Here is an 18,194-nt window from a genome sequence, read left to right as displayed (position 1 = left end):
AACCCCAAACCCCAAACCCCAAACCCCAAACCCCAAACCCCAAACCCCAAACCCCAAACCCCAAACCCCAAACCCCAAACCCCAAACCCCAAACCCCAAACCCCAAACCCCGAACCCCGAACCCCGAACCCCGAACCCCGAACCCCGAACCCCAAACCCCAAACCCTGGACCCCGAACCCCAAACCCCGAACTTCGCCGAACAGCGACCTCCAAGCCCCCACAAACGACGCATCCCAAGTAACCTTGTCTTCTGTGTTTGAATTCCATCGCCGAAAGCGGCATATCCGCTCTTAGCGGGAAAATTGGCTTGAAGGAGGCATTTATAGCGGAAATATCGCTATCAATGCTCAGTCACTTAACTAACTTGCTCTCCGCGCATGAATTCCTTCGCCGAAAAGGGCATCACCACTCAAAAAACCACCCCAAACTGCCCCCGCCGAAGGCTGAGAGTCGGAAAATCCGACTCTCAGCGGCGAAACCGTACAAAAAAGAAGCTGAGAGTAGGGAAACCCGTCTCTCAGCTCCAGAAACCACCTCAAACTGCCCCCGCCGAAGGCTGAGAATCGGAAAATCCGACTCTCAGCGGCGAAACCGCACAAAAAAGAAGCTGAGAGTAGGAAAACCCGCCTCTCAGCTCCAGAAACTACCCCAAACAGCCCCCGCCGAAGGCTGAGAGTCGGAAAATCCGACTCTCAGCGGCGAAACCGCACAAAAAAGAAACTGAGAGTAGGAAAACCCGTCTCTCAGCTCAAGAAACCACCCCAAACTGCCCCCGCCGAAGGCTGAGAGTCGGAAAATCCGACTCTCAGCGGCGCCTCCCCACAAAAAAAGAGCTGAGAAGCGCAAACCTCGCTTCTCAGCTCCGAATCGTCAACCGCGCTGCCCCGGGTTCCCCGCGAACTGCGGCTTCGCTCAATCCACCACTACCGCGCGCCCCGCGCCATCCGTGCCTCGCGCCACCGGCGCCATCCGCGCCCCGCGCCACCGGCGCCATCCGCGCCTCGCGCCACCAGCGCCATCCGTGCCTCGCGCCCCGCGCCATCCGTGCCTCGCGCCACCGGCGCCATCCGCGCCCCGCGCCGACGGCACTACCGGCGCCATCCGCGCCCCGCGCCGACGGCACTACCGGCGCCATCCGCGCCCCGCGCCGACGGCACTACCGGCGCGCCCGCGACGGCAGCGGCGCGTCATGCTCCACGCCGCTGCCGCTGCCGGCATCCGCCGAGCGCGCACCTGGCTCGGCCGCCGAAGCGGCTCCGCCCGCGCGGCCGCCGCTTCGGCGCATCCGCGACAGCGGCGCATCCTCGCTGCTAAGCGCAAGGTCCGCACCGCGCGAGCTAACAATCGAGCGGTCACCTTTGCGGCCGTTCAGCAGATCGCCGGTCCAGCCCTTGTGCCACAGCCACCAATAGATGAGGACAGTGGTAACGACGATCACGAGGCTGACGGTTATGAATCCCCAGCGTTCACCGGCCCATGGGATGTCCTTGAAGTTCATGCCCCAGACCGCGCCGATGACCGTTGCCGGCATGAATAAGGCGGTGAAAATGGTTAACGTCTTCATAATGTCGTTGCCGCGAAAATTCGAGATGGCATCATCCATCATGAGCAGCGTGTCGATCTCCATTGCATAATGGGTGAGCAGACCTTGGATGCGGTCGAGCTTCAGCTCCATCCGTTTGAACTCTTCCTGCTCCAGCAGCGTATGCATAAAGGCTTCTCTGGCAGCACCTTGAATTTCCTTGATGGGAATAAACAAGTGACTCCAATGCAGCAGCTCATAGCGCCGCTCGAAGATCACATTCATCAGGCCGGTGCGGTTCTGTTTGCGCATCTTCTGCTCCAAGTCGCCTAGACGCGTCTCGAACCGGTCAAGTCCCTCATGGAACGTCTCCAGCAAGGCGCCAAGCAGCACGAAGAAACCTTCCGGCGCGCTCTGACAGCGGTTCAGCTTATCCTGCCAAGGATCCAGCTGCAGCCGTACTGACAAACGCATATCCGTCATATAAGTGACCAGCTTCCGGTCGGTCATTCGAAAGTGTAAAGGGAGGATATCGCTCTCATCCTCAGACACCTGAAACAGCAAGGTCCCATGCAGGATCGAGTCGCCGCCCAGAAGCTCGGAGACAATAATTTGATTGTGAGCAATGCCTTCGACATCATTCAGCCAGCCGGTAAGCTCCGGATGGGCTTGCGCAACGGTTTGTTTCGCGTGAGCAAGCTCTGCCGCCAGATCAGCTAAAGCAGACGCCCCCGAAAAGGCATCATCGGCTGCTGCTTTGCTGCTGCGACTAAGACCGGACGTTTCCGGCCGCTGTTCGTGAAGCATGAGCCATTCCCACGCTTGCGGAAATTGCAGCATCCGATGCATCATGGTTTAGAAGCCTCCTGCTTGTCCGTACGTACATCTATTATGTTACCATCATAACGCGAACCCCGCTTGAAGCACAACAGCGCCGCCGACAATTTTATCCAAAAATAATTCCAAAGAAGAGGGGCACACAAAAAGCACGCCGCGGCCATCTTGCAAGGCCTACAGCGTGCTTCTACTCTTCCTGCTCATGATGTTCATGCAGCAGCTGCTTTAATTTATCGATCGCACGCCGCTGAATCCGGGAGATGCTCATCTGCGAGATGCCAAGCTGATCAGCGATTTGGCGCTGAGGAAGTCCGTCCTGATAAGCTAGCAGCAGTACTTTCTGCTCCTCAGGCTTTAGCTTCGAGAGTGCATCCTGAAGATCGAGCCGCCGATCGATATTGTCGAAATCATTGGTATCTGATCCGAGCAAATCCCCGAGCGATGACGTATTGTCATCATCAGATATCGGCGTGTCCAGCGACACGTAGTGATAGAGCTCCCGGCCTGCCAGAATCTCAGTCGTTTCCTCCAAGGACAGCGACATGGCCTCTGCGATTTCTTCGATCTTTGGAGAGCGTTCAAGCTTTACAGTCAGCTCGTCGATCGCTTGCTGAACGGCAATCCCTTTCTCCTTGATGCGGCGAGGGACCTGAACATACCATGATTTGTCGCGTAAATAATTTTTCATATGCCCGATGATACTCTTCATGGCGTAAGGCTCAAACTGCACACCGAGCGTACTGTCGAATTGACCGAATAAACGAAGCAGCGCAATCTGGCCCACTTGCATTAAATCCTCGTATAGATCCGGGCGGTTACGCGAAATTTTACCGGCGGCCATTCGAACCATAGACTCGTAATGTGTGATGAGCTGTTCAGCGATGTCGTTGGACGGATCGCTTTGATAAGCCATAATAAGTTCCATGCTTGTGGGCGCGGGTTGCTTAATCGGCTGCGCGCTCATCACAATTCACCGCTTTTGACAAGGCGCTTGGTAAGAACCACTTCCGTTCCCGTTTCACTGTTCACTTCCACATCATCCATCAGCGCTTGCATCAAGTACAGGCCAAGTCCGCCTGCCTGGAGTTCATCAATCGATTTACCATTAACCGGCTTCGCTCGTGCGGCTGCGGTTGCTGCGTCAAAGCTGCGGCCATCATCTTTGACGATAATGGAGAGGGCATCGTTCTTCTTAATGAAGCGCACCTCAATCCGTGGCGCAGGCTGTGGAACCGGAGCGGCTTCCCCAGTGCTCAAATCGCCGTAAGCGTACAGAACCGCGTTGTTGCACGCCTCGGACACCGCCACTTTCATATCCTCGATTTCCTCGAAGGAGAAGCCGATTTTGACAGCTAATCCATAGAGAGTTAACCGAACCAGATCAATATATTCCGCCGAAGCCGGCACCTGCAAGGTGATTACTTCTTCGACCTGTATGTTCATTATGCTCTCGTCCCTTTCTGCTGCTAGTACGAATTAGGCTTGTTTGAGTAAAAATGGCGTGATGCCCGTCATATCGAACAGCTTGCGGATATGAGGGGGGACAGATTCAACGCTAAAAGGTGCTTGTTTGGCATGTCTTGCTTTCAGCACGGACACAAGAATGCCGATGCCGGTACTATCCACATAACGGAGCTCGCGCAAATTAAGGGTCAGCTCTCGGTCAGTTAGTTCAATCAGTGGGGTCATCACTGCACGCATATGAACGGCGGACTCCAAATCCAGCTCGCCTCCGACATAAACGATACATTTGCCTTCCTGATTCTCCGTTCGCAAAAATAGTTTATCGGTTTGTTTCATAGCTCGACGCTCCTGTATCCAAAATATCTTCTTGTTACGAGTTGTATACCCCTTCCAAAGGGAGTTGAAACATAGGCCTATGCCCGAAAAGATGGAGCAGCCGTCGTGCCCCCAATAACAAGGCGCGGAGACAGCACAATTTTCTTGCGCTCTTGAGCAGGGTTGGTGACCAGCGAGAGCATGAGTCGGCCTGCTTGAGCACCGATTTCTTCTTCCTGCTGCAGAATACAGGTCGGGCGCAGCGTCCACCTTGTCGAATATTCATAGTCATCGAAGAAGATCACTGACAACTGATCCGGTATGGAGAGCTGCAATTGTTCCGCGACCGCGAATACTTTCAGGCCTAGTGAGGAATTAAGCGCAAATACTGCGGTGATATCCGGGTTTTGCTGCAAGTAGAGTTCAATTTGCTCTGGCTCCGTACGGGTAAACACAAGCCGTGGATCACTTAATAAGGCGTGGTCAGCCAAAGCTTGCCGATAGCCTTCAAGCCGGTCCTCCATGCTCGTCGTCCCCGTGTAGGGAGCCGTAAGAAAGGCGATCCGGAAATGTCCCGCCTCGATAAGATGTGTAGTTGCAGCATAAGCGCCGCTGAAATGATCCGTGCAAACACAGTTGGTTTCAAGCCCCTTGAGATAGCGATCAATGACCACAATCGGGTAGCCGCGCAAGGTCATCCGCAGAATATCCTCGTTATAGCTTTCCCCTTCAACAGGGTAGACGATCACCCCGGCTACGCCCATCTCCTCGGCCTCGGCCAGCAGCTGGCATTCCGTTTCTACCGACTCGTGGGTCAGCGAGACGATAACGCGGTAGCCTTGACTCGAAGCGGCGCTCTCCACACCTTTGACCAAATTGACCATATAGGCGGTTTTCAAGCTGGGGATGAGCAAAGAGATAAGCTTCAGCTTGCGAGTCTCCGGCGATTGATAACGAAGCGGCTCACCTTGGGCTTGATCCGCAATGAAAGAGCCTTTGCCCTGAATACGGTAAACTGTACCTTCTTTTACAAGTGAAGATAAAGCACCTTTGACGGTAATGCGGCTGACGCCAAAATGCTCTGCAAGCTCATTCTCTGAAGGGAGTCGATCTCCGGGGAGCAGCTGACCTTGTGCGATTTGGTCGGTTATATACGTGCGTATTTGGTTGTATAGGGGGACTCTTTTGGTTGGTTCGGACATATAATCACACTCTCTCTCCTGATATAATGAATATACAACTTTCTTTGTGAATTTCCAATTTTTTTCTTTACAGAGGCTGTAATATGGGAGTATGATGCAGGTAAACAGCCACCTAGTAAAGTTTATAAGTTGTATATTTGTTATATAATTATGAACTGCCTCCTAGAACCCCACTTCAGCAATACCCTTCCTTTAGAAGTTCACCAACACAAGCACCAACACCAAACATAAGTACCACCAACACCAACACCAACACCAACACCAACAGTAGTACCACGAGCTAAAGTCGATCTGGTTGTCGTGTTAAGAAAATGTAGCACAAAGCGCAGCATTTACTTGATAAGGGCGGTCAACTGGCTGATGGGAGTGGGAATGTTGCGTGAAATGCAACAATTACCTTCCTGGGAGCTCGAATACTCGATAATGCTGCACGAAATGCAACATTTGACTAGGTTTTGGCCGGAAAATGACAGTTGGAGGCGGGGATGTTGCATAACGTGCAACAAATTCCTCCATGTCGGCCCAAATGCTCGAAATTGCTGCACGATACGCAACATTTTCTTGGAGCTATCGGCCAACTGGCTGCTGAGGCGAAGCCCTTTACCCAACCTTTTTTTTAATTCAAAATGTAAGCGCTCTATTTCGTCTTGTCTCCATTCACGTTGAGAAGCTACACGATTCATACAAATAGAATCCAGGCGAACAAACAGGGGGAGTTACGATGGTAAACGAAGCTCACATGCCAAGCAGACCGAAGACGTATTATTTGCAGGAGGCAATCGAGCGTGGTTTCAGTGCGATTGCAAACCGACTGGATCCCGAACAGAACATGCGGCCTTACTTTCTGCTTCGCTTACAACCCGAGCCAAAGCTTGAGCACCATATTTGGGATTTAGGCGATATGTGCTCCCGATTTACCGATGCGTATTTGCTCGGCCGACCGATTACCGGAGCCACGGACTATGTGGAAGAAGAACAAGCACTTCGAGCGATGCTGGACACATGCGATCCGTTCCTGAATCCATTTATGGCAGGGAGGATGCTCCTGGCTTACGTCGATTTGTATCTGGATTCGCCTTCGGAATCTGGTCGAGAGGTCATCGAGAAGCTCGCCTCAGCCATAAGAGGCAAGCTGCAGCATGAAGAGGACTACAGTTACTGGTTCAGAAATGCCGAAGGCTGGAACACGATGGAGAACGCTGTATTCGGTGATTTCAATGGCTATCCAACCTTCCCGCTCGGCGGAATCATGCTGGCATTGGCTCGGTACACCGAAAGTGTCGATGCACCGGATTGCGAGGACTTGCTTGATCGAATGGGTCGGTTCGTGCTGAATGTCAGCGGGACTTTCGACGAGCAAGGGCATTATCAAGGACATACGCACTCCGGCGGAATCCTTACAGCAGCCGTTGCGCTTATGCGCCGTGCCCTGAGAACCGGCGATACCCAAACCATTGCGAGAATGAAAACGGTCTTCGATTGGACCTTGCGCTATTCCAGCTCTTGGGGCTGGATACCGGATGGTGTCGGTCCGGACGACGCTTCCTGCGAATCGTGTTCGATCACGGATGCCATTCATTTGGGACTGCTTATCGCTCGCAATATCGATTCGAATTATTATGCGATCTTAGAGCGGTTCGCCCGCAATCAACTGCTGGAGAACCAAATTATACAAACCGATCCGATGCTGCCGAATGTTGATCAAGCGCAGAAGCCGCAATTTGAGCGGGCGCTCTATGGAAGCTGGGCCTCTTGGTCGAAGCCGGGGTCACTCGACAACTGCCGGGAGAGCGTGGAAGGCTGCTGCCTAGGGGCAGGAATTCGAGCCTGCTATCTGGTCTGGGATGATATCGTAACGAAGCGTGATGCCGTCGTTTCCGTCAATATGTCGCTAAGTCGCAACAGCGATTGGGTTGAGGTCATCAGCTACCAGCCTTATGAGGGCAAGCTCGATCTGGTCATTCACGATGCACCAAGCTTGCGCGTACGCGTGCCGGATTGGGTGGATTTCGAGGATATTACCGTTTCGATAGACGGTGCAGTCACAAGCGCTCAGCTTCCGGAGAACGGTTATATCCGTCTCGAAGGTTTGCAGTCTGGTCAATTGGTTCAGCTTCTATATCCAATGACCACTGTAGAGAAGGTCGAGCATGTTTCCGGCCAGGACTACAATGTTCGTTGGCGGGGCGACACCGTCATCTCCGTGACGCCGTCAGGTCAAATTTATCCGCTGTTTAAGCGTGAATGGATGAATCAGCAGGCAGCACCGCTTGTTCAAGGTATTCCATACGCGGATCAGCGCAGCGGCAAGGTTCATTGGTAGTTGTTATTTTGGGATGAGGATGAACGGGGGCCTGAAGCTGCTTCACACATGCGGACTACTGCTCCCGGATCACCTGCACCATATACATTACGATTGGGATTTGTGAATGCTTGGCACTGCCAAGGGGGGCATGAGAATCCCGCACACATGGTTCGTATGTTTGAAGCAAGGGGGAGTGGAGCACGGTCAATTGGCCGGTTGGCGTGGACTGCACTGATAAATCGGTTTTGTTCCTTATGTTGAGCAAGGTTCCATCACTCATGTACAGGGGGAATAACGTGTGAGAATCCAGCGTAAAGTAGGCATTCTGTTAAGTGTAGCAACCCTTTCTCTAGGCGTCGTTGGCTGCAGCGGAAGCAACAACAACGACAATACGACCAATACCGCCACGAATGATACAACGAAGACAAACAACGCAGCAGCGACGAATAACACCACTACGAATAATGCGGCGGCGACGAATACGCCGGCAGAAGAAACGCTTGGAACGGTCAGCGATTTGAAAATCACGGCGTTTAACTGGGGCTGGGATAATGCCGATCCGGCTAAGGACATCGTCCTCCCAGAGCTGACAAAACGCCTCGGTCTGAACAATTTAACCTATGACGTGCTCAAGACAGGCAGTTACGGCGATGTTGTGCAGAAGCTGCAACTCTGGGCATCCACTGGCGGTTCCGATTGGCCGAATTTCGTTGCGCTTGGAGCAGATGGCAAAACAAAGCTGATTCTGAACACCATGGGCGAGAGCGGCAAGCTGGAAGACTTGACGCCTTGGCTGGATAAATATCCGAATGTGAAGAAAGCCGTCGAGAAACTCCTGCCATTCTCAACGAATCCTCACGATGGCAAGCTGTACAGCATCCCGCAAAACTTCTCCAACATGCAGGCCTATGCGATCGACCAGCCGACGATCTGGATTCGCAAGGACTGGCTCGATAAAGTCAATCTTGGTTATCCCAAAACAGTGGATGAATTCTACAACGCACTAAAGGCGTTCAAAGATCAGATCAAAGACGTAAACGGACAGCCGGTCGTTCCTTACTCGGCATTCGGAGAGAACTTCCGCAACATGATCAATCTGTTCTTCCCCCCTGGACAAAACAATGGCACAGGATGGTGGTACACGGATGCTGACGGCAAAGCAGCACGCTCCGATGTGTCGCAGCCGGAGAATCTGATTAGAGCGCTGACCTTCTACAACAAGCTGTACAAAGAAGGCTTAATTGAAGAAGAAAGCTTCTCGCTCAAGCAAGGCCAAATCGACGAGAAAGGGAACCAAGGCCGCATCGGTGCCGTTCACGGCGCTTATTGGGAGCAGGCAAACCCTTACACGGACAGCATGAAGAAAACCGATCCGAACGCGAAGTTCGTCGGCATTCAGCTGTATGATCCGACAATCGCTTCGGGGCCAAGTCTGCCGCAGTTCAGACTGGAAGCTTGGAGTCTATGGGCTGTGAAAGCAGGTCTTCCGAAAGAGGAAGTCAATACGTTCTTCAAGACGCTGGATTATGTACTCTCCGAGGATGGCACGATCCTGACCAAGTACGGTTTGGAAGGCCAGCAATGGGAGCGTAACGCGGATGGCAAAATCGTAGATACGAAAGCATTCTTCGATGAGACGCAAGGCGACTGGAACAAACGCGCACATGCCGGTATCGACGTCTACTCCTTTGTTCCGAACTACGAAGCGCTGATCAAGAACCAAGCTCCATCCGGTTACGAAATGCGTGAGGATATGATTGAAACGTGGAAGAACCTGGGCTCCAAGTTCCCTACGGAATACATTACCGATCCACAGCGTTACGTGGATCCGGGCGATGTAGAGAACAAAGTGACAGTGGGCGAAAGCGATCGTTACAAGCAATTGGTGGCGAAGTCAATTACAGCTAAGAGCCCGGACGATATCAAGAAGCTTGTTGAAGATTGGGGCAAGAACGCACGTGCGCTCGGCTATGACAAAGTCGTTGAAGAAAGAACGGAAGCGGCGAAGTCGATTAATCTCGAAAGCTTAAAATAATCGAAGTAATAGCTGAATGCTGCATGTCCGATCTTTGGATCGTACACGCAAGCCAATCAGCATGCCTGACCAGACTCGCATACGAGGGGAGCGCTCCTGCGCTCTCCTCCACCATTTATCCGAAAAGGAGGGTCACTCGCGATGACGACTCTCGCTGAAACGCCGGCACAAACACCAAGCAGGAGACAGCTTCTCATGGGGAAAATAGGACGCAAGATGTGGGATCAGCGCTGGTTATATATTTTTGCGATACCGGGGATCGTCTTCTTTCTCTTGTTCTCTTATTATCCGATGATCGGCATCATTATGGCTTTCCAGGATTACAACCCGGTTAAAGGTTACTCGGGCAGCGATTTTGTCGGCATGGACAATTTCAAGACGATCTTCCATTTGCCGGATTTTACGAATGCGCTGCGCAACACGCTTATTATTAGCGGACTTAAGTTGGTCATTGGATTCCCCGTTACCATTCTGTTCGCGCTGCTTATTAACGAAATTCATCAAACTGTATTTAAGCGCTTCGTTCAAACGATCAGCTATCTGCCTTATTTTATCTCGTGGGTTATCGCGGCGGGGCTGTGGTATAAGCTGTTGTCTCCGGATGGCGGACTAATTAATGAAATGCTCACGAAAATCGGGTTCTTGAATGAACCGTTCTACTTCATGGGCAGCACGAGTGCCTTCCTGCCGATTGTCATCTTCACTGAACTTTGGAAAAATATCGGCTTCAACGCCATCATTTATTTAGCAGCACTTTCAAGCATTGATCCTCATCTGTACGAAGTGTCCAGCATCGACGGCGCGAGCAGGGTTCGCCAGATTTGGCATATCGCACTGCCGGGTATTCGAGGCACGATGGTGCTTCTGTTCATTCTGAGCGCTTCCGGTCTCATGAGTGCGGGCTTCGATCAGCTATGGACGATGGGGAACCTGCAGGTGCAAGAGGTCGGCCAAATTCTCGATACGCTCATCTTGAGCTATTTGCGCAATTCCGGCGGATTTATGGGCTTATCGCTCGGCGCGACTATGGGTGTTTTCCAAGCGACGGTGGGGCTGCTTCTATTCCTGCTCTGCAACTTCATTGCGAAGTTATTTAAACAAGAGTCGCTAATTTAAGCTGGAGGTAGGTGGGTCAGCCATGCAGAGATCACGTGGAGAAAAATGGTTTAACGTTGTCAATATGCTGCTCATGCTCGCGTTCTCGTTTCTGTGCCTTTATCCATTTATCTATATTTTAGCGATTTCGCTAAATGATGCGATGGATGCGCAGAAGGGGGGCATTTACCTCTGGCCGCGTATTTTCACTTGGAAGAACTACAGCGTTATTTTTAACGATAAAGATATTTTTCTTGCCTATGGCGTGACCATTGCCCGGGTACTTGTAGGCGTGGTGACCCAAGTGCTGCTCGTGGCTATGTTTGCTTTCGTCCTGACGAAGAAAACGTTCCCGCTGCGCAAGTTTCTGAACTGGTGGATTGTCATTCCGATGTTTCTGAGCGGAGGACTTATTCCGTTCTACATCACGCTGCAGCAGCTGCATCTGCTGAACAGCTTCTGGACGTATATTATTCCCGGTCTGTACGGCGCCTTTAATATTATGCTGGTTCGTACGTTTATGACCGAGCTGCCGGAGGCACTTGAGGAATCGGCGAAGATTGACGGTGCCTCGGACTTCCGGATTTTCTTCAGCATTGTTTTCCCGCTCTCCAAGCCGGTGCTGGCCACGATTGCGCTGTTTGTCGGCGTAGGCCACTGGAATGATTGGTTTACAGGCTTCACGTTCATCTCTAACACGAAGCTGTGGACGGCGCAGAATATGCTGCTGTTCCTGATTCAATCGAATGAAGCGTCCAACCTCGCGGTGCTCAGCAAGATGCATCAGGGAGCCGTGACGGTAACGGCGGAATCCATCAAGATGGCGATGCTGATCGTGACGACGGCGCCGATTCTATGCATTTATCCGTTCCTGCAGAAATATTTTGTGAAAGGCATCATGCTAGGCTCATTGAAAGGGTGATCAGAAGGTGGAACTCGGCAAAGCACTTGATTATAAGGAATTGGCAGCACTAGCGATTCATCATTACAAGGAAATGCTTGACCCGGACTATCATCATTTACCTTATTTCTTTGCGAAAATCGGCAGTGACGAATCGTTCGCATGGCATAGCGAGTGGGACTTTGGCGATGCGGTTGGCCGGTTTCTTGATGCTTCGATTCTGTGCGGCGAGATCGTAGGCGAGCGTCTAGGCCTTGATGCTGAGACGCATATGAAGGATGCGCTGCGCTGGATGCAGAGTGAATCGGATGGGCTGTTCTACCGAATGAGCAATAATTGGGATGTTCCTGCCGGCGCCAATATGTTTGACCAGCGGAGCGTGTTTCTGGGGCTCTTAAGCTGGCTCAAATTCGATAAAGAGGATGAGGCGAAGACACGTATCGAGCGGATGCTGCAAGGGATGCGAAGCATCGCGGTCGAGCGTGAGGATTACATCTGCTACCCGTTTGAGACGTATGTGCCGGGTATGGCAGTTCCTGAGGAAATCTATACGGAGCACGGTTTTATCGTGGAGCCGACGCATTATGGCGGGGGCGTCTTTATCCTGCCGCTGGCGATTTATTATGAGCAATATCGAGATCCGCTTGCCGCGGAAATGCTGGAGAAGCTGACGCGCTTCGTCGTGAATCATTCACGGGTATTCGAAGCGGACGGCAGCTTCTGGTCCCAGGGACGATACCCGGATGACGGCCATTTCCATTCCAAAATGGGCGCAGTAGCCGGTATTCTGCGGTATGCGACCATCAAGCAGGATGCGGAGCTGATCGCTTGGTGCCAGAAGGTGTATGACTGGGCCTGCAGCATGGGCAGTACATATGGTTGGTTCCCGGAAGGCACGGGCCTGAACGGGGAGGAGCCGGTCGATGAGCGGTATCGCTGGCTGCCGGGTGTCATACAACACAGCGAAACCTGCTGTACGACGGATATGATCCATACGGCGATTTATTTGGCGAAGAACGGCAATATCGCCTGCTGGGACGATGCGGATCGGTTCGCGAATACGCTCGTCGCCTCGCAAGTGCGTGACGTATCTTGGGCTAGGGAAGTGATTGATAAGCCGGACACGCCGACGCGAACTTATCGCAACGTGCCGCAGCGTTACAGGGGCGGTTTCACGGGCCGGATGAATCCGAATGATTTCTCCAACCGCGGCAAGGTGGACACAATGGCTTGCTGCTGCGCTGCCGGGGGAAGAGGGCTGTATCTGATTTGGGATCATGCGACCTCGTTAAGCGGAGATCGACTCTATGTCAATCTCTGGCTGACGAAGGAGAATGAGCACGTCAAGATGGAGTATGAGGTGCCGGAAAAAGGCGTGCTGCGCATACAGCCGAAGCAAGCCGGCGATCTATATATCCGCGTCCCAGGCTGGCTGTCGACAGATGAGATTACTTGTCATACGCCTCGTAAGCAAAGCGTCTCGCTTGCGCATCCGTATTTGGTTGTCGCGGGGCTGGAAGCCGGCGAAACGGTAGAACTGGCCTTTCCTTCGGAGCTCGTGAAGCGGGAAGAAATCGTGGCCGGCGAGCGTTATGAGGGCACTTGGATCGGCAATCGATTGTTCGATGTGAGCCCAAGAGGCGTTATGCCAATGAACAAGGCTCTCATCATGAAATCATGATTACAAGGGGGATTGTGAGAAATGAGCATGACACTTGAAGAGCAGGTTGAGCAATTTAAGCGTGATGGTTATTTTGTCGTGAAACAGGCTTTGTCTCCTGAGCATGTATCGACGTTAATTGATAAAGTCATTGCCATATCGGAGGGCTTTACTACGCGGGAAATTCCCGACATTATCGACAGGGACGAGGCGTTTGTACCGCTGCTCGTCAATCCTCCGGTATTTAACTTGATGCGGGCGTTGATGGGGCCGCGCATTCAGATGGAAAGCGTGAATGCAACGCGCATTAAGCCGGGCAAAGGGATGCCGGTCGGCTGGCATATGGACTCGCATGTTTATCCTGATCCGATGCCGCCGTATTGGTATTTTCCGATATCGATCAATTGTGCCTATTACTTGGATGAGATTACCCTGGAGAAGGGGCCGCTTGTCGTCGTTCCCGGCTCTCATCTCTCTCTGAAGAATCCACCGGATGGGCTGAGCGAGATTGAAGGCCAGATCGATGTAATGGCTGAAGCGGGAGATGCCGTTATTTTTCATGGCGCTCTGTGGCATGCGGCTAAGCCGAATGTACATCCAACTGAGGAACGGCGCGCCTTGTATTATAACTACTTGCAGTCGTTCTGCAAGAATCGGGTGGATAACTTCGTCGGCGATCGTTCCCGTCAGCTTCGCGAAAGCGGACCGTTTTATATTCAACAATTGCTTGGCAAATTCGACGGCTGGCATGATATTCCCGCGGATGCTGAAGAGCAGCTAGCCAATCTATAAGGTTCAAAAGGAGCTGTCCTCTCTATGGCACAATTGGAAATCAGGGACGTCCGGGTCATCATGACCGCGCCCGATGGGGTTAATCTCGTTGTCGTGAAGATCGAAACGAATGAGCCCGGTCTATATGGCCTAGGCTGTGCAACGTTTACGCAGCGGCATCTTGCTGTCGCGGCGGCGGTGGAGCACTATTTGAAGCCGTTCCTGATTGGCAAGGATCCAAGACGGATCGAGGATATATGGCAAACCGCGATGGTCAGCGGTTATTGGCGCAACGGTCCGGTGCTGAACAATGCGGTCTCCGGAATTGATATGGCATTGTGGGATATTAAAGGCAAGCTATGCGGCGTGCCCGTTTATGACCTTCTAGGCGGGAAAGTGAGGGATGCGGCAGCCGTCTATCGCCATGCCGACGGACGCGATGCCAGCGAAGTGGAAGAGAATGTTCGCATGTTTATGGAGCAGGGCTGCCGATATGTCCGCTGCCAATTAGGCGGATATGGCGGTCAGGGCCATAAGCTGCACCAGCCGGATCATGTGCTGCCAGGCGCTTACTTCGACCCGGATGCTTATGTGCGCAGCGTGCCGCAAATGTTCGATCATTTGCGCGCCAAGCTGGGGTTCGAGGTGGAACTTCTGCATGATATTCATGAGCGGATTGTGCCGATTGAGGCGGTAAGATTGGCGAAGCAGCTTGAGCCGCATCGCTTGTTCTTCCTCGAAGATCCGCTGCCGCCGGAGCATCTGGATTGGTTTCGACACATTCGCGCGCAATGTGCGACGCCGCTTGCGATGGGCGAGCTGTTCGTCCACTCCGCGGAATGGATGCCGCTTATCACGGAGCGGCTGATTGACTTCATCCGCTGCCATGTCAGCGCGATTGGCGGGCTGACTCCTGCGGAGAAGCTGGGTACGCTATGCGAAGCCTTCGGCATTCGTACGGCTTGGCATGGTCCTCCGGATCTGTCGCCGGTTGGCATGGCCGCGAACATTCATCTGGACCTCAGCAGTCCGAATTTCGGCGTGCAGGAATGGAGCGCGATATCCGATCGGATGCGCGAGGTGTTTCCGGGCAGTCCCGTTCTTCGAAACGGCTACGCGTATGTCCCGGATACCCCGGGTTTCGGCGTAGAACTGGATGAACAGAAGGCAGCGCTTTACCCTTGTCATGATGTGCTGCCGGGGTGGACGCTCTCCCGTATACCGGACGGTTCGCCGTCGCGGCCGTAGCAGTCCGAGTCGATCAGAGGCTTATCTTTCTCTGGCATAATTTCCTTTGTCATCCGGTTTAATCCTGCCATATTGGGGCATACCAAACCTAAACAGCAGGATGCGAGGCGAAGATGATGACTTACAAAATAGGCATATTCAATACGGAAAATGAAGCAGTTGCGGCCGTTCAGGCACTGGAACAAGCCGGGTTTACGAACCACGAGCTGAAGGTGCTGGCAAAGGATCGAGAACACTCGCGGCGAATCGAATCGGAAACGAACGTACATGCCGATGAGATGACGGACCTGCTTGGTACGCGCGCGGCTGCAGACGATCATGGCGTAGAAGATCTAAGAATTTATGCACCGATGTCAGCGGCGAGCGGTCTGAATATTAGCGGCGGCTTTATTGGCGGCATGACGTATCCGAGCAACGGTTTCCTGATCTCAACCGCCTTCTTGGGCGATGACCGCAATGTGGAGAATGCGCTGGCAGACATCGGTCTGGAGAGCGGTGACACAGAACCTTGCCGCGAGGCACTTCGACAGGGAGCCGTTATTGTCGCAGCAGACATCGGGAACAGCCAAGAGGCGGACGGCCCGGATTTGTCGCGCGGCGGTGCGGCGGAAGCGGCTTTCCGGAGCTGCGGAGCTGCGCAGATTTTGTAGGGATTTGCCTACTGTTGTAGTGGTTGACGAAGGGCCGCCTCAAAAGTGCAACGACTTTTGAGACGGCTTTTTTGTGGCGGGGATAGTTGAGAAAACCTTTGCCGATCAGATCCGGATCCGATTACCCCTCTATAGTGAGCAGAATTATTTCGGAGCTATATTCGGGCAAATAAGCGTCGTACGGTTCGTTAGAGCTTTCAGCGAAAATCTAACGAACCGTAGAGGCCTTATATGGCCTGATTTCTCTCCTCCGAGAATCTAACGAATCGTAGAGGCCTTATTATGAGAAAATCGGCTCCAATTTACCCGTAAACCGCCAAATAGGACCTCCACGATTCGTTACAATTTTTTTGGAGCTATATTCGGGCAAATAAGCCCCGTACGGTTCGTTAGATCGGATTAGCTGCAAGTACATCGGCGCGTAATTAGCAATATTCGTACACGATCTTGTCGAAACGAATATGGACTTGTCTGTAGAACTCCCTGGAGGAAATATGGATATTCAACCGGTTCCAGTTGAACTTTAACATTGAATATCCATTTTCTTCCAATGGCTGCGTCCACCTGCTTTACAAATAGCAGCATCTGCAGTAATAGTTGGACTAGAAATAACATCCGCATTATTTCTATTTATTGTTATATCGTATCGTTCGTGTACTGGGGATTGTGTCCATTCATTGAACGGATCTCCATGATCTAGTTCGTAAAATGGAGCAGGCTTCATTTGCATGATGTATCGCAAGAATTTGCTGATTAGGCGCGGTGACGGCTGAAGTTAAGCTGACACTACGAAATTGTGGGTTCCTCCCAAATCTATAATTTCCACCTGAAAAATTTGTATAGCGATCCCAATTGAAGGCTACAAAGTATAAAACATATCAGTTATAATGAAATGGATAATGTTATATACTATTTTCAAATATATGTATTTCGTTTACTTGTATATTTTCAAATTCACTAGCTTGGCTTGCCCCATTTACAAGTAGGAAAAAACTCTGCTATGCTAGTGAAAAACTGTCACCTAGACAGATCTTAAGCCCAAAGGGTGAGGCAAAATGAAACCGGTTACTGTTTACGACATTGCTAGAGAAGCAAACGTTTCCGTCGCAACCGTCTCACGTGTCTTGAACAACACGGCGCCAGTGAAAGCATCAACTCGGGAACGCATCTTGGGTCTCATCCAGAAGCACCAATTTCAGCCCAATGCGCTTGCACGCAGCCTGATCAAGAAGGAAACCGGCATGATCGGCATTATTTTGCCCGATATTACGAATCCGTTCTTTCCGGAAGTGTTGGCGGGTCTTGAGCAGGAAGCAAGAAATAACGGCTATACGTTCTTCCTATGCGATACCGGCTCCTCCAACCAGGACATCAAAGCACAGTACCAGCGGGAATCCCAGTACTTGAATATCCTTATGGAGAAGCAGGTTGACGGCATCATTATGATTGGCGGCCGGATCGACCTCGCCCGTTGCAGCAAGGAAATGGCGAAGGAAGTAGCCGAAGTGAACAAGCGGCTGCCTGTCGTGCTTATTAACGGCAATTTGCCAGGAGCGAAGTTCCATCGCGTCATCATCGACGAAGTTGCCGGCGGCATACTTGCGACCGAGCATCTGATTGGACTTGGCCACACGGATATTGCCTTTATCGGCGGTTACAAGCAGATGTCCAATACGGTGAAGCGTTTGGAAGGCTACACAAAGGCGATGCAGCAAGCTGGATTGCCAATTCGAGAGGATTGGATCATTACCGGCGGTTTCACCGTGGAGGCGGGCAAAGCTTTCATGAACGAGCTGCTTAGCGCGGATGAAGAAAGTCGGCCGACGGCTATAGTTTGCGCCAATGATCTTTCTGCAATCGGTGCAATCAAATCTGCGGTGAAGCATGGTTTGCGTGTTCCCGAAGATATGTCGATCATCGGCTTCGATGATATTCCGCTTGCCGCAAACGTCATCCCGGAATTGACGACCATCTCGCTCAAATGTTTGGAGCTTGGCCGTACGGCTGCCCATATCCTGCATCAGCTGATTGGGAAGAACAGCATTGAAGCGTTGACCGTTCTTCAGCCTGAGCTCGTTGTGCGTGAAAGCACGGCACCTTTGAGGGTAGCTGCCAGCAGCGGCAGAGCCGGGAACCTGTTGTCGTAAGGATGAAAATCTTTTCAGAAAAATTATATTGACAGCGCTAT

At 52.1% G+C, this 18,194-nt stretch carries 14 protein-coding genes; 9 read left to right on the top strand and 5 right to left on the bottom strand.

What is annotated here, in order from left to right; translation table 11 throughout:
- Positions 1–1,157 precede the first annotated feature (1,157 nt).
- From AC506A_RS28445 to AC506A_RS28425, 5 genes are all read right to left on the bottom strand, one after another.
- On the bottom strand, positions 1,158–2,375 hold the full coding sequence (locus tag AC506A_RS28445) for a magnesium transporter CorA family protein (protein ID WP_495464383.1): 1,218 nt from the start codon (positions 2,373–2,375) through the stop codon (positions 1,158–1,160).
- A 172-nt stretch (positions 2,376–2,547) separates the two neighbouring features.
- The gene (locus AC506A_RS28440) at positions 2,548–3,324 is read right to left on the bottom strand and encodes a sigma-70 family RNA polymerase sigma factor (RefSeq protein WP_495464382.1); all 777 of its coding nucleotides are present in this window, start codon (positions 3,322–3,324) and stop codon (positions 2,548–2,550) included.
- Positions 3,324–3,803 carry an anti-sigma B factor RsbW gene (rsbW, locus tag AC506A_RS28435; protein WP_495464381.1) on the bottom strand — a complete coding sequence of 160 codons (480 nt, stop codon included), beginning with the start codon at positions 3,801–3,803 and terminating at the stop codon, positions 3,324–3,326. The genes AC506A_RS28440 and rsbW overlap by 1 nt, the downstream gene beginning before the upstream one ends.
- A gap of 33 nt (positions 3,804–3,836) precedes the next feature.
- On the bottom strand, positions 3,837–4,160 hold the full coding sequence (locus AC506A_RS28430; RefSeq protein WP_495464380.1) for an STAS domain-containing protein: 324 nt from the start codon (positions 4,158–4,160) through the stop codon (positions 3,837–3,839).
- Between the two features lie 77 nt (positions 4,161–4,237).
- On the bottom strand, positions 4,238–5,341 hold the full coding sequence (locus tag AC506A_RS28425) for a LacI family DNA-binding transcriptional regulator (RefSeq protein WP_495464379.1): 1,104 nt from the start codon (positions 5,339–5,341) through the stop codon (positions 4,238–4,240).
- Positions 5,342–6,062: 721 nt separating this feature from the next.
- On the opposite strand from AC506A_RS28425, the gene AC506A_RS28420 reads away from it, so the two are divergent.
- From AC506A_RS28420 to AC506A_RS28380, 9 genes are all read left to right on the top strand, one after another.
- Positions 6,063–7,664 carry a hypothetical protein gene (locus AC506A_RS28420; RefSeq protein WP_495464378.1) on the top strand — a complete coding sequence of 534 codons (1,602 nt, stop codon included), beginning with the start codon at positions 6,063–6,065 and terminating at the stop codon, positions 7,662–7,664.
- Between the two features lie 280 nt (positions 7,665–7,944).
- The gene (locus AC506A_RS28415) at positions 7,945–9,681 is read left to right on the top strand and encodes a type 2 periplasmic-binding domain-containing protein (RefSeq protein WP_495464377.1); all 1,737 of its coding nucleotides are present in this window, start codon (positions 7,945–7,947) and stop codon (positions 9,679–9,681) included.
- 141 nt (positions 9,682–9,822) lie between these two features.
- The gene (locus AC506A_RS28410; protein WP_495464376.1) at positions 9,823–10,797 is read left to right on the top strand and encodes an ABC transporter permease; all 975 of its coding nucleotides are present in this window, start codon (positions 9,823–9,825) and stop codon (positions 10,795–10,797) included.
- A gap of 22 nt (positions 10,798–10,819) precedes the next feature.
- On the top strand, positions 10,820–11,698 hold the full coding sequence (locus AC506A_RS28405) for a carbohydrate ABC transporter permease (protein WP_495464375.1): 879 nt from the start codon (positions 10,820–10,822) through the stop codon (positions 11,696–11,698).
- Positions 11,699–11,705: 7 nt separating this feature from the next.
- Positions 11,706–13,358: a glycoside hydrolase family protein gene (locus AC506A_RS28400; protein WP_495464374.1), complete on the top strand. Its 1,653-nt coding sequence runs from the start codon at positions 11,706–11,708 to the stop codon at positions 13,356–13,358.
- Between the two features lie 21 nt (positions 13,359–13,379).
- Positions 13,380–14,129, top strand: coding sequence for a phytanoyl-CoA dioxygenase family protein (locus AC506A_RS28395; RefSeq protein WP_495464373.1), 750 nt, complete (start codon positions 13,380–13,382; stop codon positions 14,127–14,129).
- A 24-nt stretch (positions 14,130–14,153) separates the two neighbouring features.
- Positions 14,154–15,356: an enolase C-terminal domain-like protein gene (locus AC506A_RS28390; protein WP_495464372.1), complete on the top strand. Its 1,203-nt coding sequence runs from the start codon at positions 14,154–14,156 to the stop codon at positions 15,354–15,356.
- Positions 15,357–15,469: 113 nt separating this feature from the next.
- Positions 15,470–16,006 (top strand): general stress protein, encoded by a 537-nt coding sequence (locus AC506A_RS28385; RefSeq protein WP_495464371.1) that lies wholly within the window; start codon positions 15,470–15,472, stop codon positions 16,004–16,006.
- 1,055 nt (positions 16,007–17,061) lie between these two features.
- Positions 17,062–18,153, top strand: coding sequence for a LacI family DNA-binding transcriptional regulator (locus AC506A_RS28380; RefSeq protein WP_495464370.1), 1,092 nt, complete (start codon positions 17,062–17,064; stop codon positions 18,151–18,153).
- Positions 18,154–18,194 lie beyond the last annotated feature (41 nt).

The sequence above is a fragment of the Paenibacillus sp. N22P23 genome, assembly GCF_059383735.1.
Note: the sequence above shows the minus strand (reverse complement) of the source record. Positions and strands in the feature narration are given on the sequence as shown.